This window comes from Paracidovorax valerianellae, assembly GCF_900102625.1.
Classification (GTDB): domain Bacteria; phylum Pseudomonadota; class Gammaproteobacteria; order Burkholderiales; family Burkholderiaceae_C; genus Paracidovorax; species Paracidovorax valerianellae.
Genome location: NZ_FMZC01000010.1, coordinates 47,509 through 69,383 on the forward strand (window position 1 = coordinate 47,509; position 21,875 = coordinate 69,383).

Consider the following 21,875-nt stretch of genomic DNA (forward strand, 5'->3'; position numbering starts at 1 on the left):
CCGGCCTTCAGCGCTCGGCCTCGATGCGGGTGATGACGAGCGCGCCGCGCTGGTCCTCCGCGCGAAAGCGCACCGGCGTGCCGGGCGTGAGCGCCAGGGCCGGGTTCGGGGCCTGCAGGCGGAACACCATCGTCATGGGCGGCATGGCGAGATTCTTGAGCTCGCCGTGGCGCAGCGTGAGCTTGCCCGCCGACGGGTCCCAGCGCACGACTTCGCCACGAGCGAGTTCGGTGTCCGGCGCGGAAGGCGAAGGGGTTGCTGAAGCAGCCTGGTCGGCCGTGTCCGCAGCCGGTTGCCCGGCTTGCCCGCCGTGATTGCCGTGATCGCCATGCGTGCCGTGCCCCGATGCCCCGTGCGACGACGCGTGCGCGGCGATCGATCCTGCCAGCGCGAGGAATAGGGCGGCGATGCTTAAAGGAGAAAGTCGGTGGGTCATGCGGGTTCCTTGGAGGGTTGGGGATGGCGGCTGAAGACGCGCGTGCTGCCGCCGCCGTGCGCGACGAGCAGCACTTCGTACGGGTCTTGCCGGCCGCCGTAGAAGGCGCCGTCCATGCCCGGCGAGCCCACCGGCATGCCGGGCACGGCCAGGCCCAGGGCCTTGGGTTTCTCGCGCAGCAGGCGCCGCACGTCCGCCGCCGGCACGTGGCCTTCGATCAGGTAACCGCCCACCAGCGCGGTATGGCAGGAGCCCAGCTTCTGCGGCAGCCCCAGCCGGCCGCGCACGGCTGCGTTGCCCGTGTCGTGCACGGTGGCGCGAAAGCCGTTGGCCTGCATGTGGTCCACCCAGTCCTGGCAGCAGCCGCAATTCGGGTCTTTCCAGACTTCGATCGCGATGAGCTGCGGGTCGGCGGCCAAGGCCGGCCAGGGCACGGCGGCGGCGGCGACGCCCAGGGCTGCCAGGCCCCGAAGCGCCTGCCGGCGCGAGGGAGAAGACGAGCGGTGGTCGCCAGCGGGTGTGTCGATGGGGTTCATGGTCGGTTTCCTTTCAGGTCAAACACTCGGCAAAAGAACGTGGAGAGGGCGCGGTGGCAGAGCGGGCGCGCGGTCGCGGTCGGCAGCGCTGCGCCGTTCTGCACCGTGCCGCGGCGATTCGGAGAACCCCCGCAGGGGTTTGAATGAAAAGTGCCTCCAGCGCATATTCCCCTATGGAGAGTAGCTATCAAATCAATAGCGTTCTGAGAATTGCCCATGTCGTGCTCAGTGCGCATGGCTCTGGCCGCCCGGGCCCGGCTTGCGGACGTTGGCAGCGCCTTCGTGCGGTGCAGCGCTCGACGGGGGCGCGGACGGCGCGGCCGGTGCCGGCGGCAAATCGGCCGGCGCGCCCTGCCATTCGAAGGCCCGGGTGCCGGGCGGCTGCACGTAGTCGCCGGGGTCGCGCCAGTCGCCGGCCGCCAGGTGGTCGCGCACCTTGAGCACGCTGAACATGCCGCCCATCTCCAGCGGTCCGTAGGGGCCGGTGCCGGTCATCATGGGCAGGGTGTTTTCGGGCAGGGGCATTTCCATGGCGCCCATGTCGGCCATGCCGCGCTCGCCCATCACCATGTAGTCGGGCACGATCTTCTGGATCTTGCCCACCAGGCCGCTGTGGTCCACGCCGATCATGGTGGGCACGTCGTGCCCCATGGCGCCCATGGTGTGGTGGCTCTTGTGGCAGTGCACGGCCCAGTCGCCGGGCTCGTCGGCGATGAACTCGATCTGCCGCATCTGGCCCACCGCCACGTCGGTGGTCACCTCGGGCCAGCGCGCGCTGCGCGGCACGGCGCCGCCATCGGTGCCGGTCACCTCGAACTCATGCCCGTGGATATGGATGGGGTGGTTGGTCATGGTGAGGTTGCCCACGCGCACCCGTACCCGGTCGCCGCGCCGCGCCACGAGCGGGCTGATGGCGGGGAACACACGGCTGTTCCAGGCCCAGATGTTGAAGTCGGTCATCTCGTTCACGCGCGGCGTGCGCGTGCCGGCCTCGACCGCGAACGCGTTGAGCAGGAAGGCGTAGTCGCGGTCCGCCGTGTCGATCAGCGGGTGCCGCCCGCGCGCATCCAGCCGCGGGTGGGTGATCCACAGGCCCATCAGGCCCATGGCCATCTGCGTCATCTCGTCGGCGTGCGGGTGGTACATGAAGGTGCCGGGGCGCCGCGCGGTGAACTCGTACACGAAGGTCTTGCCCGCCGGAATGGCCGGCTGGTTCAGGCCAGAGACGCCGTCCATGCCGTTGGGCAGCCGCTGGCCGTGCCAGTGCACGCTGGTGTGCTCCGGCAGGCGGTTGGTGACGAAGATGCGCACGCGGTCGCCCTCGACCACCTCGATCGTCGGGCCCGGGCTCTGTCCGTTATAGCCCCACAGCTTGACCATGAAGCCGGGTGCGAACTCCCGCACCACCGGTTCGGCGACGAGGTGGAACTCCTTCACGCCGGCGTTCATGCGCCAGGGCAGGCTCCAGCCGTTCAGGGTGACGACCGGGCGGAACGGCCGGCCGGTGGGCGGGGCGGGTGGCACGGCGGTATCGGCCGAGCCCTGCTGCGGGATTTCGGGCAGGGCGGCCAGGGCGGCGCGGCCCACGGAAGCGGCGGCCACGGCCGTGGCGGCGCCGGAAAAGAAATGGCGGCGTTGCATGTCAGTGGCCTTGCGATGGGGGGTTGGCGGCGCGGCCGGTGGCGGCGCCGGTCAGGGAAGCGGCGGTGCCGCCGGAGGTGCCGGCCAGCGCCAGTTGCAGGTCGGCTTCGGCCAGCCAGAAGTCGCGCTGGGCCTGCAGCGCATCGGCCACGGCCTGGCTGCTGGCGCGGGCCTCGGCCAGCAGTTGCCACACGCTGGCGAGCATGCCGTTGTAGCGCAGGGTGGTTTCTTCGCTGATGAAGCGGCGCAGCGGCACGACCTCGTCGCGCTGCTGGCGCGCCAGGTCGTAGGCGGTGCGGTAGCCCAGCCAGGCGGTGCGTGCCTCGGCGCGGGCGCGCAGGGCCACGTCCTGCAACTGTGCGGCGCTCTGCAGCGTGCGGCCCCGCGCCTGGGACCGCGCGGCGCCGCCCCAGTCGAACAGGGGCACGGCCAGTTCGACCTCCCAGCCGCGCTTGATGTCGGCATGGCCGGTATCGCGCTCGGTCGTGGTGTTGCGGGTGTACGCCAGGCCAATGTCGCCGGCCCATTGCGCCACGCCGGCAAAGCCTTCGGTGTCGGCCACGCGGTCCAGGTCGAGCCGTGCGGCGCGCACGTCCAGCCGCTCGCGCAGCGCACGGGCCTCGATGCCTTCGCTGGCCTCCGGCACTGTCGGCAGGGCGGGCAGCCGGTCGGGCAGCGTGTAGCGCGCCTCTGCGCCCCACAGGCCCATCAGCCGCGACAGCTGCTCGCGCTCGGTGGCGGCGGCCAGCCGCGCGCGGGCCAGCTGGGCGGCGCTGTCGGCCAGCAGGGCCTGTTCGCGCGCCTGCTGCAGGCGGCTCCAGTTGCCGACGCGGGCCATGCGGCGTGCCAGTTCGGCGCCGGCTTCGGCGGCCTCGTGCATGCGCTCCTGCGTGGTGGCCACCTGCTCGGCCGTGACGGCGCGCAGCCAGGCACGGCGCGTGTCGAACGAAAGGCGCACCACGTCCTGCGCGGCGTCCAGCGTGGCCTGTTCCATCTGCTGGCCCTGCCAGCGCGTGCGCCAGGGCAGGGTGACGAGGTCGATCAGCCCCATGCCCAGCGTGCGCTCGGTCTCGCGCTCGTGCCCGCTGCGAAAGCGCCCCAGCGTCAACGTGGGGTTGGGCAGCGTGAGCGCCTGCACGCGCTGCGCATCGGCCACGCCCAGCGCGGCCAGCCGCGCCTGCAGGCCCGGGTTGCGCAGCAGCGCGATGCGCACGGCGGCATCCGCCGACAGCGGCGCGTCCAGCCATTGCGCCACGGCGGTATCGGCCTGCTCGTGTGCGGCAGGGTCAGTGGAGGGCAACGCAGGTGCGGCCACGCCGGCCGTGCGGCCATCGGCCAGGGCTTGCACATTGCCGCGCAGCCCGTCGGGCGCCACGCTCGCGCAGCCGGCCAACAGCAGGGCTGCGGCCAGCGCGCCCAGGGATCTGGCAGGCGCGGTCATGGCGCCCCCCGGGCCGGCAGCGGGGCCGGGGCATGGTGGTGTGCGCCATGGCCTGGCGCGGCGGGTGGCTTGGCCTGGCCCGTGTGCGCCTCCCACGCCACGATGTCGGCATGGCCGCGCGGTGTGGCGGCGACGGCGTCATTCGCTTCGCGCCAGGGAATGGACTTGGCGTCCAGCGGCGAGGGGCTTGCCGGGACGCTGCGATGGGCCAGCGGGGCTGCCGCTACCTGTGGATCGGAGGCGGACGACGGCGCCTGGGCCATGGCGTGCCACGCCTGGAACAGAGCGGTGCCGATCAGGGCGCCGCGCAGCAGCGTACGAAAGGAAAAAAGGAAACGGGACGAGGGGGCGCGCACGGCGATCTCTTGAGCAAAGGCGGAAACAACGGCCGCAGGCCCGCGCGCAGCCGGGGGCTGGCGCGGATTTGCGGACGCACTTCGGGCGTCAGGGCTCAGGAAATGGGTGGCTTGATGGCCTGCTCGGCCAGGGCGCTGGCGAAGCGGCGCTCTGCCATCGGCAGCGGCGCGCGGGGCAGCGCAGGGCGGCTCGGGTCCGCCAGCGCAGGGGTCAGCATGGCCGAGTGGCAGATGCCGCAGGCCGAGCAACCGCCGTCGTGCGCATAGGTGCTGGGGTGCGAGGCGGCGCCGCAATCGCTGCCCTGCGCGGGTGCTGGAGTGGCTTGCCCGTGGCAGGGAGGTTGCCATGAGGACATCGGCGATGCCTCGGAGGGTTCGGCGTGCAGGGCGTGGCCTGCGGAAACTTCAGGGGCTTCAGGCGTGTGTGGGTGAGTGCCGTGGTCCGTACCCGCTGCGTGGTCCGCGAACTCCTGAAAGGCTTCACCGTGTTGATCCAAGGCGGTGGGCAGTCCGTGGGCCTCTGGTGCGTGGGCCATGTGCATCGCCGCGCCCGCCGGCATCACGATGCCGGCCGCCATCGCATTGCCCGCCAGGCCCCGCAGGGCCATGAGCACGATGAGAAAGAGGAACATGCCGCAGCGCATGGGGAGGAATGATAGCCCCGGGCCCCGAGAGTTCCGAGCTGCGGCCCCGGCCCGCGACAGGGTTACATGGCCATGTAGCGCCCCGGCCGGTGGTTCATCGCCACGACCAGGTTGAGCGCCACAGCGCCCGCGATGGACCACAGCACGCGCATGGGATCGACCGTGAACAGGGCCAGCAGCACGATGCAGCAGTCCACCGCCATCTGCACCTTGCCCGCGCGCCAGCCGTAGCGATCCTGCAGGTACAGCGCCAGGATGCCCATGCCGCCCAGGCTGCACCGGTGGCGGAACAGCACCAGGAAACCCGTGCCGGTGATCAGCCCGCCCGCCACCGCCGCGTACAGCGGCTGCAGCGCGACGAACTGCATCAGCCCCGCCTGTGCCTCGGTCAGCGCCGACAGCAGCAGCACGGCCACGAACGTCTTCAGCGTGAAGTTGCGCCCCATCTTTCGCCACGCCAGCCAGTAAAACGGCAGGTTGAGCAGGAAGAAGAGCTTGCCGAAGCCCATGTCGGTGGCGTAGTGCAGCAAAAACGCCAGCCCGGCGGTGCCGCCCGTGAGCAGGCCGGCGCTGCCGAAAAAGCCCACGCCCACCGAGATGAGCAGCACGCCCGTGAAGAGGGCCGCGGTGTCCTCGGTGGCGGAATGGGGAACCATGGTCGGCAGGGAAGTCGGGGAAGGGGTGCTCATGCGAGAAGGGCGAGGGAAGGCGGCGTATGCCGGGACTCGGCGACGTTGAAAGATCGCGGTCCGGCGCCAGTCAGAAGGTGGGCGAATTTTAGAGGGGCGTCAACCCTTGGATTACCCCACACGCCGCCCCGCCCGGCAGCGAATGTGCGAAGCGCCGCATGCCCGTCGCGAAAACGGCTGCGAACTCGAATGCGCCGGTGGGCCCCGCCGCCGGCGCAGGCCTTGCCGGTCGGTGCGCACCCGGCAGGCCGCCTTCAAGAATTTTGGCGAAAAATGGCCTGCACCGCCGTATCTATTGCGCTGGTAGCTATTATTTTGATAGCGACTCGCTGCGCAGCATGCGCAGGCCGTTCGCCACCACCAGCAGGCTGGCGCCCATGTCGGCGAACACGGCCATCCACATGGTGGCGTGGCCTGCCAGCGCCAGGCCGAAGAACACCGTCTTGATGCCCAGCGCCAGAGCGATGTTCTGCATCAGCACGGCATGCGTGCGGCGCGACAGGCGCACCGTCTCGGCCACGCGGCGCAGGTCGTCGTTCATGATGACCACGTCGGCCGTCTCCATCGCCACGTCGGTGCCGGCGCCGCCCATGGCGAAGCCGATGTCGGCCTTGGCCAGGGCCGGCGCGTCGTTGATGCCGTCGCCGGCCATGGCCGTCATGCCGTGCTTTTGCTGCAGGGCGGCGATGGCTGCCAGCTTGTGCTCGGGCAGCAGGCTGGCCTGCACCTCGTCGATGCCCGCCTCGCGCGCGGCGGACTGCGCCGCGGCGGCATGGTCGCCGGTGAGCATGACCGGCACGATGCCCAGCGCGCGCAGATCGGCCACGGCCTGTGCCGCCTGCGGGCGCAGCGTGTCGGCCACGGCGAACAGTGCCCGCACGGCCTGGCCGTCGGCCAGCAGCGTGACGCTGCGGCCCTGGGCTTCGTGCGCGGCGGCGGCGGCTTCCACCGCATCGGTCCACAGGCCTTTCTCCTGCGCCAGCCGGCGGTGGTTGCCCAGGAACCAGGTCGCCCCGGCGATGCGGCCCTGCACCCCGCGGCCGGGCAGGGCCGTGAAATCTTCCACCTCGGGCATTCCGGCAGGCACCTCGAGCCCTGCCGCGATGGCCTTGGACACCGGGTGGTCCGAGCGCCCGGCCAGTGCCGCCGCCACGTCGGCCGCGCCGTCGCTGCCGAAGGCTTCGCGGCCCACCAGCACGGGGCGCCCGGCGGTCACGGTGCCGGTCTTGTCGAACGCCACGGCGCGCACGCCGCGCGCCAGCTCCAGCCAGTTGCCGCCCTTGATCAGGATGCCGCGGCGCGCGCCGGCCGCCAGCCCGCTCACCACGGTGACCGGCGTGGCCAGCACCAGTGCGCACGGGCAGGCGATCACCAGCAGCACCAGGGCGCGGTAGATGGCGTCCAGCCAGGTCCAGTCCAGCAGCAACGGCGCACCGACCGCCACGGCGACGGCCATGGCGAACACGGCGGGTGTGTACACGGCGGCGAAGCGGTCCACGAAGCGCTGGGTGGGCGCGCGGGCGCTCTGGGCTTGCTCCACGGCGCGGATGATGCGGTCCAGCGTGGTCTGGCCGGCCGCGGCCGTCACGCGGAACTCCAGCTCCGACTGGGCATTGAGCGTGCCGGCGTACAGCGGGTCGCCCGGCACCTTGTCCACGGCCAGGCTTTCGCCGGTGACGCTGGATTCATCGACCGCGCTGCGGCCGGACGTGATCACGCCATCCAGCGGCACGCGGCCGCCGGGGCGGATGCGCACGGTGTCGTCCACGGCCACCTGGGCGGCCGGCACGGTGCGCCACTGGCCGTCCGGGCCGCGCACATCGGCCTGGTCGGGGCTCAGGGCCAGCAACGCGCCGATGGCGTCGCGGGCGCGGCCCACGGCGCGGTCTTCGATGCGCTCGGCCAGGGCATACAGCGCCATCACCATGGCGGCCTCGGGCCATTGGCCGATCAGGAAGGCGCCGGTCACGGCCACCGCCATCAGCGCGCTGATGCCGAGCTTTCCGCGCATCAGCGAGCGAAGGCCGCTGCGGTAGATGCCCAGCCCCGCCAGCAGGATGGCCGCCGCGGCGACCGCCATGCCTGCCACGCGCCACGGCGTGGTGTCCGGGCCCAGCAGGTGCAGCAGTTCGGCGCCGGTAGCGGCCACCAGCGCGGCCGCCAGGCGGCCCCAGCCGGGCAGGGCGCCGTGGTCGTGCCCGTCGTGATCGCCGCCGGAGGCATGGTCGTGGCCGTCGTGCGATTCGCTGTCGGGGGAGGGTTTTTTCGCGCCTGCCGGGGGCGGCGCCGAGGAGCAGCCACCGCCGCAGCAGGAGACGTCCAGCCGGGGGCCGGTGCCTGGCCGGGCAGCCGCCACCGCAGCGGTGGTGGTAGTGGTAGTGGTGGTGGTGGTGGCAGGTGCGTGCTCGTGGCCCGCATGGCCGTCGCCGCCGTGGGCGTGGTCATGGCTGTCGTGGGAAGAGTCGTGGCTGTGTTTTGTCATGGTTTTCCTGAGGACTTCGGGGTGGCGCAACGCCGCCGTGCCATCATTGAAAACCTTGAAGCCGCTTGAAGGTCAAGCCATGTCTGCCCAAAGCCCCTGCCACCGCATCGGAGATGCTGCCCGCCTGTCGGGCGTTCCCGCGGCCAACATCCGCTATTACGAGAAGGAAGGCCTGCTGCCCGAGCAGGCCCGGGCGGACAACCGCTACCGCCTGTACAGCGCGGACGAGGTGCACCGCCTGCGCTTCATCCGACTGTGCCGCGCCATGGACATGTCGCTGGACGAGGTCCGCACCCTGCTCGCGCTGGACCACGGCGGCGCGGCCGACGACCATGCCGCCTGCGACACGCTGGACGAGCACCTGGAGCACGTGCGCACCCGCCTGCAGGAACTGCGCACGCTGGAGCAGGAACTGCTGTCTCTGCGCGGCCGCTGCGACGGCACCGACGCCGGCCGCTGCCACGTGATCGAGGCGCTGCATGCCCGCGCCGATGCCGAATCGCTGCCGCCGCTCGGCGCCACGGCCAAGCGGCACGTCTGACGCCAACCCGACTTGCAATGAAATTGATAGCTAACCACCCTAGTGGAATATGCGCTGGAGGCCATTTTTGTTACGAACCGCCACGGCCCCGTCCACTATGATGGCCGCATGATCGCCGGCCTGAATTCCCCATCGCTGATCGACCGCGTCTGGCGCACGGCGCGGGGCTGGGCGGTGGCGTGGTGGCGCATCGTGCACCTGGGCTCGGTGGCGCTGGTGCTCATGCTTTCGCCGTCCAGCTACGGGCGCGCCATGCGGTGGCGGCTCGCACGGCACATGTACCAGGACACGGCGCCCATCCTGCTGGGCTTCACCGTGCTGGCCGCGCTGGTCAGCCTGGTCATCACCCGCATCGTGGTCGTCACCGCGTTGAGCTACGGCCTGTCGCGCTACGCGCTCGAGATGGTCATCCGCGTGCTGGTGCTGGAGCTGATTCCGCTGACCGCGGCGCTGTTCGTCGCCATGCGCACCACCATCCCCAACGGAACCCAGCTTGCCCTCATGCGCCAGGCCGGGCATTTCGACCGGCTGCGCCACCACGGCACCGACCCCGTCCGCGTCGAATTGCTGCCGCGGGTGGTGGCGGGCATCTACGCCAGCATCACGCTGGCGGCGCTGTCGTGCGTGGTCGCGCTGGCCATGGCGTATTTCGGGGTGTATGGGCTCAATACTGCGGGGCTGCCGAGCTACACGCGCATGTTCGGCCAGGTGTTCACCCCGGCGGTCACCCTGGTGTTCGTGCTCAAGACGCTCTTTTTCAGCCTGGCCGTGGCGCTCATCCCGATGGCGGCGGGGCTGTACGACAACGGCGATGGCCGGGGGCGCAACGGCTCCGAGCTGGGCGGTCTCGCGCGCATGTTCGCGGTGCTGCTGCTGATCGAAGTCGCTTCCCTGCTGGGCAATTACTACTGACGAATACCGACTATCACTGGCTGAATCACGCTTTCTTATCGACGGCGCGCGAAGCGGGCCATTTTTCATCACCGAGGAACTGCTTTCATGGTCGATCAAGACATCTTTCCTGCCGACTCCGAAGACTCCGCCATGCTGGCGGCGTACGCCGAGGCGCGCCGGACCTTCAAATTCCTGTGGCGCGAACTGTCCTGGGAATACCGCCGCGTCGTGCCGGGGCTGGACTTCGCCGGCATCAAGCTGGGCTTCGCCACCGGCCACACGGATGCCGACGCGCCGCCTGTCGAGCACATGTGGGTCGGCGACGTGCAGTTCGACGGCGAAACCGTCTCGGGCACGCTGCTCAACGACCCGGACTGGATCGCGTCGATGCAGTCTGGCGACCGTGTCTCGGCACCGCTGGCCGAGCTGGAAGACTGGATGTACGTGATCGGCGGCAAGGTCTACGGGGGCTACACGGTCGACGTGCTTCGCCGGGGCATGACCAAATCCGAGCGGCAGGAGCACGACACCGCCTGGGGCATGGATTTCGGCCAGCCCGGCCAGGTGCAGGTCGTGCCGTTGCCGCGCGCCAAGGCGGGGCTGCTCGGCGGCCTGCTCGGCAGTTGGGGCAGCAGCCCGGCAGCATCCACCGACGACATCGCCCAGCAGGAACACCCCATGAGCGAGAACATGGGCGAGCGCATGGACGAAGACTTGCGCAACCATCCCTCGGTGGTCCATGCGCTGGACGACGACGGCTGGTCGCTGCTGCAGCGCGACGCACTGGCGGGCAACGCCACGCCCGTGTCGCTCCTGCTGCGCCATGGTGCGGACCCGGCCGTGCGCAACCCGCATGGCCGCTCCGCGCTGGACCTGGCGCAGCAGATGCAGTGGCCGAACATCGTGAAGCTGCTGCAGGGCGCCGGGGCGGTATGAGCGAGCGGTGTCTTGGCGGCCGATGCGGCACTGGCGGACCTGGCGGAGCATTCCATGGTTGAGCGGCCCGATCCTTCCGCTCCCGCCGATGCCACGGGCGCGGTGCCGCTGGAGGCGCAGCGCCCCGTGGCCAACCTGGAACGCAAGGCCGCGGCGCTGCTGCTGTTCACGCTGGCGCTGATCATCGGATCGGCCCTGTACCTGCTGTATGCCCGGGGAGTCTTCGAGCCCACGCAGCGCCTGGTGCTCACCGCCGACGATTCCGAGGGCGTGGTGGTCGGCATGGACATGACCTTCTCCGGCTTTCCGATCGGGCGCGTGCGGCGCATCGAACTCTCGGCCGATGGCAACGTGCGCATCCTGATCGACGTGCCGCAAAAGGATGCGCACTGGCTGCGCGAATCCAGCGTGTTCACGCTGGTGCGCGGCATCGTGGGCGGCACGACCATCAAGGCCTACAGCGGCATCCTGACCGACCCGTTGCTGGCCGACGGCGCCGAGCGCCCCGTACTGCGCGGCGATGCCACGGCCGAGATCCCGCAACTCATGGCCTCCGCGCGTGAATTGCTGTCCAACCTGCAGGCCATGACGGCGCAGGACGCCGCGCTGGGCGGCACCCTGGCCAACGTGCGCACGCTGACCGACCGTCTCAACGCGCCGGGCGGCGCACTCAATGTGCTCATGGGCAGCGAGGCGGATGCGAAAAAACTCACCCTCACGCTCGACCGCACCAACCAGTTGCTGGCGCGCATCGACGGCATGGCCGCCAAGGCCGACCGCCAGGTATTCGGCGCGGCCGGCGACCCGGGGCTGGTGCCCGAGGTGCGCGCAACGGTGGTTCAGCTCAATGGCCTGCTGGCCGACACGCGCCAGAGTTTGAAGAAAGTGGACGCGGTGCTGGCCGAAGCCCAGGCCATCGGCGCCAACGCCCGCGAGGCCACGACCGACCTGGGCACACTGCGGGCCGAGGTGGAAGGCAATCTGCGCAAGGTCGAAAGCCTGGTGAACGACATTCAGCGCAAATGGCCCTTCGCCCGCGATACGGAACTCAAGCTGCCATGAAGAACCCGTCGTTTTCCAGATGTCGCTCAATTTTGCGCGGTGCCGCCGTGCTGGTGCCCTGTCTGGCCCTGTGGGCCTGCGCCGGCAAGCCGCCTGTGCCCGAGTGGCAGATGAATGCCCACGGGGCGGCGCGCAAGGCGACCGAGGCCTACCTGTCCGGCGACGCGCGCGTTGCGCAACTGGAGTGGGACCGCGCCCGCGCCGAGGTCGCACGCACCGGGCGGCCCGATCTGCTGGCGCGGGTCGAACTCATGCGCTGTGCCGCCCAGGTGGCCAGTCTGGTGATCGAGCCCTGCACGGGCTTCGAAGCGCTGCGAACCGATGCCACGCTGGAAGACCAGGCCTATGCCGACTACCTGGCCGGGCGGCTGGACAGCGCAGGTGCTGGCCGGTTGCCCGAGCCGCAGCGCAGCGCGTGGGCCGCAGGGCCGGCTTCGTTGGCTGGCATGGCCGATCCGCTGTCGCGGCTGGTGGCGGCTGGGGTGTGGGTGAAAACAGGCCGCGAGACGGTGCCGATGCTGGAGGCGGCTGTCGATGCCGCGTCGGCGCAAGGGTGGCGGCGGCCGTTGCTGGCATGGCTGACCCTGTCGGCGCAACGGGCCGAGCAACGTGGGGATGGAGAGAGTGCTGCACAAATCCGCCGGCGGCTGGCGGTGATGGAGCAGGGCGGCGGACGCTGAAGAGCGCCTGCCTGGCTAAATAACTAACGAAAGGTATGAAACGAGATGGACCCGATGGGCCAGAAGCAGATTGCGGCAATGCCCCATTGCCGCAATTCCTTCAGCCGCGTTCAGTAGCTGAACGTTTCCGCAGGGAGCATTTGTTCCAGATTGCTGGGCAGGTTGACCAACGAATCTGCCGCCTGCACCGCTTGTTCCGGGACCAAGGTCATGGCGGTCGCGGCGACCGCGAGGAGCACCGTCACAGTAAAGGCTGCGAAAGCGCGGGTTCCAGGATGGATTTTGCGTTTCATGGCAGAAGTCCTTCAAGAAGTGGTGTGCGTACCGGGGAGTTGGACGGATTAAACCGCTCGCCATCGCCCCCGGTCTGTCAGACAACACGCCTCAGATGACCCTTGCGACGCTATTTACAGTCGGTTGCGCGATGTTGGCATGTTCCAACACGCTGATTGCGCTATCCCGCATGGAGGTGGCGCGCCAGGGCGGAGGCGGTCAGTGCACTGTCCGGCGGCCATTGGTCTGCAACCCGTCCATGGAGCCAGCACGCGTCCACGGCAGCGTCGAAGGCGGCCTCGGGCATATCGGCAGCCGCTGCCAGGCGCGCGCCCAGCAGTCCTGCCAGGACATCTCCGGTCCCTCCCGTGGCAAGGCGGGCGTTGCCGGTGGGGTTGATTCGCGGGGTGCGGCCGGGCGCCGCAATGATGCTGCCTGACCCTTTCAGCACCACCGTGCAATCGAACTGCCGGGCCAACGCCGTGGCTGCCGCCAGCCGGTCCGCCTGCACGTCGTGGGTTTTCAACCCTGCGAGCCTTGCCGCTTCCAGCGGGTGGGGCGTGAGAACGGTGTGCCATCCGCGCCCGGCCCGGGCCCGCAGTGCCGTCGCCAGCGACGGGTCGCCCGCCACGGCGTTCAGTGCATCCGCGTCCAGCACCAGGCGGCGCGCTTGGGCCAGCACTTGATCCAGCACGGCGCGGACGGCCTCGCCGCCCCCGCATCCGCACACCACCGCTCCCTGATCCAAAGGCAGCACGTCGAACCGGCGCAGCATGCATTCCGGCTGCGAGGCATCAACGGAAAGATCCCCACCGTCCAGCAGCGCCACCATCACTCTGCCGGCACCGCCGTGCAGCGCCGCCGAGGCCGCCAACAGGGCGGCGCCGGTCATGCCCATCCCACGGGCGTGCAGCCCTTCGCCGCCCACGACGGCAACGTCGCCATAGCTCCCTTTGTGGCTGGCGTGGGCGCGGCGCACAACGCGGGGCGGAGCGGAGAGCCATGCGCAGGGCTCTGTCTGGGAAAGGTCGGCGCCGAGGTCGTCCAGCCAGACCTGGCCTGCAGCGTCCCTTCCGGTGCCGGTGAAGAGGCCTGGCTTCAGCGTGAGCAACGCCAGGGTATGGCGCTGCGACGCCGCGGGGCCAGCGGGTGGTTCGAGACCGGGAGCGAACTGACCGGTGTCGGCCGACAGGCCCGAAGGCGTGTCCACGCAGATGACGGGGGCTGGCGCTGCATGCAACTGGGCCAGTAGACGCTGCACCACGAGGTTCGGTTCACGGGGCTTGCTGCTGCTCGCCAGTCCAATGCCCAGCAACGCATCCACGCAAACGTCGTCAGGCCCCATGCCGGGCGGTGGGCCGTCAGCAAAACCGACACCCGCAGCCATGGCGCTCTGGTAAGACGCGCAGGCATCGGGCGGGACCATGTCCGGACTGCCCAGCCAGGTCACGGTGACCGTGCGCCCGGCCTGCTGCAGGTGGCAGGCGGCTTCCAATCCGTCGCCGCCGTTGTTTCCCGCACCGCACACCACCCATGCGTTGCGCGCATGCGGAGCGATCGCCAGTGCCAGCTGTGCCACCGCCCGTCCCGCCCGCTGCATCAAGGTGTGCGGCGGCAGTTGCGCCGCCATGGTTTGTTCGATGCGGCGCGTGGCCTGGGTGTCGAAGAGCGCATGCGCCGCATCGATGGCGATGGGGCGGGGAAAGCGTGCCGGCATAGCGTTCATGGGTGGCAATGGTTATCAGAACCGACGCAGTCCGAACGGCTGCAGGTCCACTTCGGGCGCTTTTTGGCCCAACAGGTCGGCGATGGCGCGTGCGCTGCCACAGGCCAGGGCAAAACCGCTGCCGCCGTGGCCTGCGTTGATCCAGATGCCGGGAAAGCCCGTCGGTCCTACAGCCGGCGCGCCGTCGGGCAGAGCAGGGCGTGCACCACGCCAGACCTGCACCTGGGCAGATGACAGTTGTACGCCGCCTGGAAACCAACCTGAGATGGCCTGGTAGAGCGTCTGCAAGGTCAGCGCATGGTGCTTGCCATCGCCACGCCCCAGCTCTGCGCCGCCTGCGATGCGCACGCGTTGCCCCTGGCGGGTGATCGTCACCCGATGGAGTGGGTCCACGATCGATCCCTGCGGTGCGTGCGAGTCCTCGCGCAGCGGAGCGCTGATCGAATACCCGTGCACGGCAGCCAACGGCAGATCCACCCCCAAGGGCCGCAGCAAGGCGCCAGCGGCCACGCCGGCGCACACCACCACGGCGTCGAATCGGCGGGGCACGGTTTCACCGGCGATTCGCAGGCCCGACGGGGCCGCATCCAATCCGCTGACCTTTGCATTGAAATGAAACTGCGCCCCGCGTTCTTGCGCGGCGTACCGCAGCATCTGGGCAAACAGGCGGCAGTTGCCGGATTCGCCATCGGGCGCATGCAGGGCTCCGATCAGCGGCACGTCAGGGGACAGGCCGGGCTCGATCTGCCGCGCGGTGTCTGCATCCACGTCGTGGATCGGCATGCCTGCATCGCGCAAAACCTTCAGTGCCGGCTGCACGCGCGCCAGATCGTCCACGGTGCGCAGCAGCACGAGCGCGCCTCGGCTGGTTTCCGCGTCCATCTGCAGTTGCTCGGACACCAGCCGCATGCGGGCCTGGCTGTAGCGGCCCAGTTGCTCCAGGGCGGCGAGCGTCAGTCCCAGGGCCGGGGACCGCCCTGCCTTCCTCCAGCGCCACGCCCATCCCAGTTCAGCAGCGGTGACACCGCTGGCCAGCCGGATGGCAGCATGGCGCCCGAAGAGGCGTGTGCTCTGTGCCCCTCCGATTCCCGGCGCAGCCAGCGGAATGAGCAGTGCCGGTGAAACCAGCCCGGCGTTGGCGAAACTGGATTCTTCCGCTGCGGCGCTGCGCTGCTCGAAAACCGAGACCTCATGGCCGTCGCAGGCCAGTTCGTAAGCAGTGGTGACGCCGACGATTCCGGCTCCCACGATGGCGATGTGCATGGATTTCTGAGGTCTTTGAGGCGCCAGCGCTGATGGATATTGCGCTGGCTGCTAGTGTTTTTGCTGGTTCCCGAAGGGTGGCTTCGGTTGGGTCCTGCCGGTCTTGCCCGCCGGCAGGGCTCGGGTCGGGCAATCCGCCATGCTAGAATATTTGGGTTTTGCTGGTGGCTGCGCAGTGCGTGGCCGACAAATCGGCAAGACAAATCGCAAACCAGCCCTTTCAAGGTGCTGCCTTCTTCTTGCAAGCCGGCAGTTATTGGGGCTGGATTTTAGACCCAACCTTCGGAGAAATTCTCATGTCTATCACCATGCGCGAAATGCTGGAAGCCGGCGTCCACTTCGGTCACCAAACCCGCTTCTGGAACCCCAAGATGGCTCCGTACATCTTCGGCCATCGCAACAAGATTCACATCATCAACCTGGAAAAGTCGCTGCCGCTTTTCCAGGACGCTCAAAAGTTCGCCAAGCAACTCACCGCCAACCGCGGCACCATCCTGATGGTGGGTACGAAGCGCCAAGCCCGTGAAATCCTCTCGACCGAAGCGCAGCGCGCTGGCGTGCCTTACGTGGACCAGCGCTGGCTGGGCGGCATGCTGACCAACTTCAAGACGGTCAAGACCTCCATCAAGCGCCTGAAGGACATGAAGGCTCAGCTCGAAGGCGGCCTCGACGCCATGAGCAAGAAAGAGCAGCTCACCTTCACCCGCGAAATGGAAAAGCTGGAAAAGGACATCGGCGGCATTCAGGACATGAACGCTCTGCCGGACGCCATCTTCATCATCGACGTCGGCTTCCACAAGATTGCCGTCGCCGAAGCCAAGAAGCTGGGCATTCCACTGATCGGTGTGGTGGACTCCAACCACTCCCCTGAAGGCATCGACTACGTGATCCCCGGTAACGACGACTCGGCCAAGGCCGTGGCGCTGTACGCCCGCGGTATCGCGGACGCCATCATCGAAGGCCGCGCCAACGCGGTGAACGACGTGGTCAAGGCTGTGGCGAACGAAGGCTCCGACGAGTTCGTGGAAGTGGAAGAAACCGCTGCCTGAGAGGCCCCGGCCGCGCGACATCGTCGCGAATGAAAGCGGGGCTACTGGTTAGCCCCCTTTTTTTTAGCCCGAATTCTGTAACGAACTGAACTGAGACTGGAGAAAAACAATGGCTGCAATTACCGCAAGCATGGTCGCCGAACTGCGCGCTAAGACCGATGCCCCCATGATGGAGTGCAAGAAGGCACTGACGGAAGCGGAAGGCGATCTGGCGAAGGCGGAAGAGCTGCTGCGCGTGAAGCTGGGAACGAAGGCCGGCAAGGCTGCCGCCCGCATCACCGCTGAAGGCGTCGTCGCCAGCTACATCGACGGCACGACCGGCGGTCTGATCGAAGTCAACAGCGAAACCGACTTCGTCAGCAAGAACGACAGCTTCCTCGCCCTGGCCAAGGCCGCGGCTGAACTGGTGGCCAAGCACAATCCCGCCAATGTCGAAGCTCTGGGCGCTCTGCCTTACAGCCAGGACGGCTTCGGCCCCACCCTGGAAGAAGTGCGCAAGGGCCTGATCGGCAAGATCGGCGAGAACATGTCGTTCCGCCGCTTCAAGCATTTCTCCGGCAACAAGCTGGCTTCTTACCTGCACGGCACGCGCATCGGCGTGGTGGTCGAGTTCGAAGGCGACGAAACGGCTGCCAAAGACGTGGCCATGCACATCGCTGCGATGAAGCCCGTCGCTTTGACCAGCGCTGAAGTGCCTGCCGAGTTGATCGAAAAAGAGCGCTCGGTGGCTGCTGCCAAGGCCGCTGAGGACAAGTCGAAGGCTGAAGCCGAAGGCAAGCCTGTGCAGTCCGACGAAATCGTTGCCAAGCGCATCGAAGGCGGCGTGCAGAAGTACCTGAAGGAAGTGTCCTTGTTCAACCAGGCTTTCGTGAAGAACGACAAGCAGACGGTCGAGCAGATGCTGAAGGCTGCCGGCACGACGGTGAAGGGCTTCACGCTCTACGTCGTCGGCGAAGGCATCGAAAAGAAGATTGACGACTTCGCTGCTGAAGTCGCCGCCCAGGTGGCTGCAGCCAAGTCTGCCGCTTGATCCAGAAATCCATCGCCGCCCCTAGCGCCCTCGCATTGCCCCACGGAGAAACCCCCATGTCCATCGCTGTCCCAGCCCACAAGCGCATTCTGCTCAAGTTGTCTGGCGAGGCACTCATGGGAGACGACTCCTTCGGCATCAATCGCGCCACCATCGTCCGGATGGTGGAAGAGATCGCCGAGGTCACGCGCATGGGTGTACAGGTGGCGGTGGTGATCGGTGGCGGCAACATCTTTCGCGGTGTGGCGGGCGGCTCGGTCGGCATGGACCGCGCTACCGCTGATTACATGGGGATGCTGGCCACGGTCATGAATGCGCTGGCGCTGGCCGACGCGATGGACAAGCAGGGTCTGACGGCCCGCGTCATGTCGGCGATCGCCATCGAACAGGTGGTCGAACCCTATGTGCGTCCCAAGGCCCTGCAGTATCTGGAAGAAGGCAAGGTGGTGGTGTTTGCCGCCGGCACTGGCAATCCTTTCTTCACGACCGATACCGCCGCCGCTTTGCGGGGTGCTGAAATCGGTGCCGAAGTGGTTTTGAAGGCGACCAAGGTGGACGGCGTGTACACGGCCGATCCCAAGAAAGATCCCACGGCCACCCGCTACACCAAGCTCACGTTCGACGAGGCCATGACGCGCAATCTGGGAATTCTGGATGCGACCGCTTTTGCCCTGTGCCGTGATCAGAAGCTGCCGATCCGCGTGTTTTCCATCATCAAGCACGGCGCGCTCAAGCGCGTGGTGATGGGTGAGGACGAGGGCACGCTGGTGTACGCTTGACGGCTTGGTGCGCCTATGGCGCACCGGCTTCATGCTGAGGAGAAAAACATGACCATTGCCGATATCAAGAAGAATGCGGAAACCAAGATGGACCAGTCCATCGTGGCTTTCAAAAACAATCTGTCCAAGATCCGTACCGGCCGCGCCAACCCGTCGCTGCTGGATGCGGTGCAGGTCGAGTACTACGGATCGTTCGTGCCCCTATCGCAAGTGGCGAACGTCGCGCTGATCGACTCACGCACCATCAGCGTTCAGCCTTGGGAAAAAGGCATGGGCGCCAAGATCGAAAAGGCCATTCGCGAAAGCGATCTGGGCTTGAATCCCGCCTCCATGGGCGACCTGATTCGGGTGCCCATGCCTCCCATGAGTGAAGAGCGCCGCAAGGAAATGACCAAGCTCGCCCGCAACGAAGGCGAAAGTGCCAAGATCGCCGTGCGCAATCTTCGCCGCGATGCCAACGAAGCGGTCAAGAAGCTGGTCAAAGACAAGCTGGCCTCCGAAGACGATCAAAAACGCTCGGAAACCGAAATCCAGAAAGTCACCGACAAGCACATTGCCGAGGTCGATGCATTGGTGGCCGGCAAGGAACAGGAAATCATGGCGGTCTGACTTCCCTTCGGGAACTCGATCGTCTGCCTTGCATGCCTGCCTACTCGGCTGTTCCGCACCACATTGCCATCGTCATGGATGGCAATGGCCGTTGGGCCACGCGCCGGTTTCTGCCGAGGCTGGCTGGGCACAAGCAAGGCGTTGACTCTTTGAAAAGATGCGCGCAAGCCTGTGTCGAAAGGGGCGTGGCAGTCCTTACGGTGTTCGCGTTTTCTTCGGAGAACTGGAACCGCCCTGCCGATGAAGTGTCTGGTCTGATGGATTTGCTGGCCAAGGCCTTGTCCCGCGAGGTTCCCCAACTGAAAAAAGATGGTGTGCGCCTGCATTTCGTGGGCGAGAAAGCAGGGCTGTCAGACAAGGTGCGCGCCGGCCTCGATCAAGCCGAATCGGACACCGCTCAAAACACCCGGCTGGTGCTCAACGTCTGCTTCAACTACGGCGGGCGCTGGGACATTGCGCAGGCCGCAGCGGCGGTTGCCGCGCGGGGCGAACCCATCACCGAGGCCAGCCTTCATGCCGCGATGGGCTTGGCCCACGTACCAGATCCCGACCTGGTGATACGCACCGGCGGGGAAATGCGCATCAGCAACTTCCTGCTGTGGCAATCCGCTTATTCCGAGTTCTACTTCAGCGATCGACTCTGGCCGGATTTCGACGGCAAGGCCTTGGATGAAGCAATTGCCGCCTTCAGCGCTCGCGAGCGCCGTTTCGGCAAGACCTCCGAACAGATATTGGCGTTGTCGCCTGCACCGCTGCAGGCCTGAAAGGCTTTCTCATGCTTCGACAGCGCATCATCACCGCCATCGTTTTACTGGCCATCCTGCTGCCGGCGCTTTTCTATCCCTCTCCCTGGCCTTTCGCGGCGGTCATTCTCATCCTGATGGCCGCCGGCGCCTGGGAATGGGGGCGTCTTCAGGGACTGGGTTCGGGCGCGGCTGTCTCGGTCGGCGCCTCCTGCGTGGCACTGTGCGCTGCGAGCTGGGCCCTGGGATGGTTGCAGCAGCCACTGCCATGGCTGTGGACGGTCGGTGGCGCAGCATGGGTGCTGGGCGGCGCGTGGATGTTGCGCGCTGGCGTCCAGGGGTGGCCCCGAGTCCCCAAGGCGGTCCGCCTCGTCGGTGGCGTGCTCGTACTGTGGCTCGCATGGCTGGCCGCAGTGCAAGCCCGCATGGCCGGCATCAATTTCCTGATGTCGATTCTGGTGCTCGTCTGGGTGGCAGACATCTTTGCCTATTTTGCCGGGCGCACATTCGGCCTTCGGTTCACGCGGGGCAAGCTGGCTCCGTCGATCAGTCCTGGCAAAAGCTGGGAGGGCGTGTGGGGCGGAATGGCCGGCGTGTTTCTGCTGGCGATCGGCTGGTTCGTAGCGGATGCTTCGGCGAACTCGGCAGTGCCGAGTTTCTACACCCATCTGTTTGCGCGGGGCTGGTGGCTCCTGCTCCTGGGTTCCGTTTTCATGGCGGCCATGAGCGTGGTGGGCGACTTGACCGAGTCTCTCGTCAAACGCAGCATCGGTGCCAAGGACAGCAGCGGTTTGCTGCCTGGCCATGGTGGGGTGCTCGATCGCGTGGATGCGCTATTGCCCACGCTGCCGCTGGCCATGATGTTGACCCACTTCGCATAAGCGCATGAAACAACGCATCACGGTTCTCGGCTCCACCGGGTCCATCGGCACCAATACCCTCGATGTGGTGGCGCGGCATCCTGAGCGCTACGAAGTCTTCGCTTTGAGCGCCGCGACACAGGTCGAGCCCATGCTGGCGCAGTGTGTTCGCTTTCAGCCGCGCTTTGCCGTCATGGCCAGCGAGCCGCATGCGCGGTTGCTTCAAGAGCGGTTGCTCGCCCACGGCTTGGCGACGAGGGTGTTGAATGCCCCAGATGCACTCGAAACCATCGCTTCCCACGAAGAAGTGGACGTTGTGATGGCGGCCATCGTCGGCGCTGCGGGCCTCGGCCCTTGTCTGGCGGCTGCCCGTGCGGGCAAGCGCCTGCTGCTGGCCAACAAAGAGGCGCTGGTGGTCGGCGGAGAGGTGTTCATGTCCGCGGTTCGCGATGGCGGGGCCACGCTGCTTCCCATCGATAGCGAGCACTCGGCGATCTTTCAATGCCTGCCGGAGGACCCGAAGACTTGGTCCCGCCGCGTGGACCATATTCTGTTGACCGCTTCCGGTGGGCCGTTTCGCACCCAGGCGCCCGCAACGTTGCGCGATGTCACGCCCGAGCAGGCCTGCGCTCACCCCAATTTTTCGATGGGGCGAAAGATCTCCGTCGATTCCGCCACGATGATGAACAAGGCCCTGGAAGTGATCGAGGCGCGCTGGCTCTTCGATCTCACCCCGGAGCAAATCAAGGTCGTTATCCACCCGCAGCAAATCATCCATTCCATGGTGCAGTTCGTGGATGCCTCGGTGCTCGCGCAAATGGGAACGCCTGATATGCGTGTACCCATTGCCTGTGGTCTCGCTTGGCCCGAGCGGATCGAAAGCGGTACGCCACGGCTGGATTTTTCGACCCTTTCTGCGCTCACCTTCGAAGAGGCGGATGCAAACCGATTCCCAGGGCTGCACCTGTCCTGGCAGGCATTGCGCGCACAAAGCGGCACGACGGCCGTTCTGAATGCTGCCAACGAAGTCGCTGTGGCTTCGTTCCTGGAGCGCCGAATCCGTTTTGATCAGATTCACCGGCTGAATCTTGCAACTCTGGAGGCGGTTACCCCCTCCAACCCCGAATCGCTGGGGGCCTTACTGGCTCTGGATGCTGAAGCGCGGTCCGTGGCACTGCGCAGTGCGCAGCGACTGGCGGCCTGAG

The 21,875-nt window shown here is 67.5% G+C and carries 23 protein-coding genes; 12 read left to right on the forward strand and 11 right to left on the reverse strand.

Annotated features, from left to right (window positions below; all coding sequences use genetic code 11):
* Positions 1-7: 7 nt before the first annotated feature.
* From BLT03_RS15380 to BLT03_RS15415, 8 genes are all read right to left on the reverse strand, one after another.
* Positions 8-436, reverse strand: coding sequence for a copper-binding protein (locus BLT03_RS15380; RefSeq protein ID WP_092744653.1), 429 nt, complete (start codon positions 434-436; stop codon positions 8-10).
* Positions 433-972: a DUF411 domain-containing protein gene (locus BLT03_RS15385; protein WP_092744654.1), complete on the reverse strand. Its 540-nt coding sequence runs from the start codon at positions 970-972 to the stop codon at positions 433-435. The genes BLT03_RS15380 and BLT03_RS15385 overlap by 4 nt, the downstream gene beginning before the upstream one ends.
* A gap of 225 nt (positions 973-1,197) precedes the next feature.
* A complete protein-coding gene (locus BLT03_RS15390; RefSeq protein WP_092744655.1) occupies positions 1,198-2,613 on the reverse strand; it encodes a multicopper oxidase domain-containing protein in 1,416 nt (471 codons plus the stop codon).
* A gap of 1 nt (position 2,614) precedes the next feature.
* A complete protein-coding gene (locus BLT03_RS15395; RefSeq protein ID WP_092744656.1) occupies positions 2,615-4,054 on the reverse strand; it encodes a TolC family protein in 1,440 nt (479 codons plus the stop codon).
* Positions 4,051-4,410: a hypothetical protein gene (locus BLT03_RS15400; RefSeq protein WP_245711416.1), complete on the reverse strand. Its 360-nt coding sequence runs from the start codon at positions 4,408-4,410 to the stop codon at positions 4,051-4,053. The genes BLT03_RS15395 and BLT03_RS15400 overlap by 4 nt, the downstream gene beginning before the upstream one ends.
* 95 nt (positions 4,411-4,505) lie before the next feature.
* Positions 4,506-5,042 (reverse strand): hypothetical protein, encoded by a 537-nt coding sequence (locus BLT03_RS15405; protein ID WP_139160407.1) that lies wholly within the window; start codon positions 5,040-5,042, stop codon positions 4,506-4,508.
* A 74-nt stretch (positions 5,043-5,116) separates the two neighbouring features.
* Complete coding sequence (locus BLT03_RS15410) at positions 5,117-5,743, reverse strand: YitT family protein (RefSeq protein WP_092744658.1); 627 nt, start codon at positions 5,741-5,743, stop codon at positions 5,117-5,119.
* Positions 5,744-6,053: 310 nt separating this feature from the next.
* The gene (locus tag BLT03_RS15415) at positions 6,054-8,225 is read right to left on the reverse strand and encodes a heavy metal translocating P-type ATPase (protein ID WP_092744659.1); all 2,172 of its coding nucleotides are present in this window, start codon (positions 8,223-8,225) and stop codon (positions 6,054-6,056) included.
* Between the two features lie 79 nt (positions 8,226-8,304).
* Here BLT03_RS15415 and BLT03_RS15420 point away from each other — a divergent pair, with 79 nt between their 5' ends.
* The 5 genes from BLT03_RS15420 (at position 8,305) to BLT03_RS15440 (ending at position 12,338) form a co-directional block, all read left to right on the forward strand.
* Entirely contained in the window at positions 8,305-8,766 is a 462-nt protein-coding gene (locus BLT03_RS15420; protein WP_092744660.1) for a Cd(II)/Pb(II)-responsive transcriptional regulator, read from the forward strand.
* A gap of 108 nt (positions 8,767-8,874) precedes the next feature.
* The gene (locus BLT03_RS15425) at positions 8,875-9,678 is read left to right on the forward strand and encodes an MlaE family ABC transporter permease (protein ID WP_092744775.1); all 804 of its coding nucleotides are present in this window, start codon (positions 8,875-8,877) and stop codon (positions 9,676-9,678) included.
* A gap of 87 nt (positions 9,679-9,765) precedes the next feature.
* The gene (locus tag BLT03_RS15430) at positions 9,766-10,596 is read left to right on the forward strand and encodes a DUF2314 domain-containing protein (RefSeq protein ID WP_092744661.1); all 831 of its coding nucleotides are present in this window, start codon (positions 9,766-9,768) and stop codon (positions 10,594-10,596) included.
* A gap of 54 nt (positions 10,597-10,650) precedes the next feature.
* Positions 10,651-11,658, forward strand: a complete 1,008-nt coding sequence (locus BLT03_RS15435) for an MlaD family protein (protein ID WP_092744776.1) — start codon at positions 10,651-10,653, stop codon at positions 11,656-11,658.
* Complete coding sequence (locus BLT03_RS15440; RefSeq protein WP_092744662.1) at positions 11,655-12,338, forward strand: hypothetical protein; 684 nt, start codon at positions 11,655-11,657, stop codon at positions 12,336-12,338. The genes BLT03_RS15435 and BLT03_RS15440 overlap by 4 nt, the downstream gene beginning before the upstream one ends.
* Before the next feature lie 110 nt (positions 12,339-12,448).
* Here BLT03_RS15440 and BLT03_RS15445 read toward each other — a convergent pair whose 3' ends face one another.
* From BLT03_RS15445 to BLT03_RS15455, 3 genes are all read right to left on the reverse strand, one after another.
* A complete protein-coding gene (locus BLT03_RS15445) occupies positions 12,449-12,631 on the reverse strand; it encodes a hypothetical protein (protein WP_092744663.1) in 183 nt (60 codons plus the stop codon).
* Positions 12,632-12,792: 161 nt separating this feature from the next.
* Positions 12,793-14,337 (reverse strand): NAD(P)H-hydrate dehydratase, encoded by a 1,545-nt coding sequence (locus tag BLT03_RS15450; protein WP_434802406.1) that lies wholly within the window; start codon positions 14,335-14,337, stop codon positions 12,793-12,795.
* 15 nt (positions 14,338-14,352) lie between these two features.
* On the reverse strand, positions 14,353-15,600 hold the full coding sequence (locus tag BLT03_RS15455; protein WP_092744665.1) for an FAD-dependent oxidoreductase: 1,248 nt from the start codon (positions 15,598-15,600) through the stop codon (positions 14,353-14,355).
* A gap of 296 nt (positions 15,601-15,896) precedes the next feature.
* Between BLT03_RS15455 and rpsB the strand changes: the two genes are divergently transcribed.
* The 7 genes from rpsB (at position 15,897) to ispC (ending at position 21,874) form a co-directional block, all read left to right on the forward strand.
* A complete protein-coding gene (gene rpsB, locus BLT03_RS15460; RefSeq protein WP_092744666.1) occupies positions 15,897-16,649 on the forward strand; it encodes a 30S ribosomal protein S2 in 753 nt (250 codons plus the stop codon).
* Between the two features lie 109 nt (positions 16,650-16,758).
* Entirely contained in the window at positions 16,759-17,679 is a 921-nt protein-coding gene (gene tsf, locus BLT03_RS15465; RefSeq protein WP_092744667.1) for a translation elongation factor Ts, read from the forward strand.
* A 56-nt stretch (positions 17,680-17,735) separates the two neighbouring features.
* Positions 17,736-18,458 (forward strand): UMP kinase, encoded by a 723-nt coding sequence (pyrH, locus tag BLT03_RS15470; RefSeq protein WP_092744668.1) that lies wholly within the window; start codon positions 17,736-17,738, stop codon positions 18,456-18,458.
* Between the two features lie 48 nt (positions 18,459-18,506).
* Positions 18,507-19,067: a ribosome recycling factor gene (frr, locus tag BLT03_RS15475; protein WP_092744669.1), complete on the forward strand. Its 561-nt coding sequence runs from the start codon at positions 18,507-18,509 to the stop codon at positions 19,065-19,067.
* Between the two features lie 32 nt (positions 19,068-19,099).
* On the forward strand, positions 19,100-19,831 hold the full coding sequence (gene uppS / locus BLT03_RS15480; RefSeq protein WP_092744670.1) for a polyprenyl diphosphate synthase: 732 nt from the start codon (positions 19,100-19,102) through the stop codon (positions 19,829-19,831).
* A gap of 11 nt (positions 19,832-19,842) precedes the next feature.
* On the forward strand, positions 19,843-20,691 hold the full coding sequence (locus BLT03_RS15485; protein ID WP_092744671.1) for a phosphatidate cytidylyltransferase: 849 nt from the start codon (positions 19,843-19,845) through the stop codon (positions 20,689-20,691).
* 4 nt (positions 20,692-20,695) lie between these two features.
* Entirely contained in the window at positions 20,696-21,874 is a 1,179-nt protein-coding gene (gene ispC / locus BLT03_RS15490; protein WP_092744672.1) for a 1-deoxy-D-xylulose-5-phosphate reductoisomerase, read from the forward strand.
* Position 21,875: the final 1 nt, after the last annotated feature.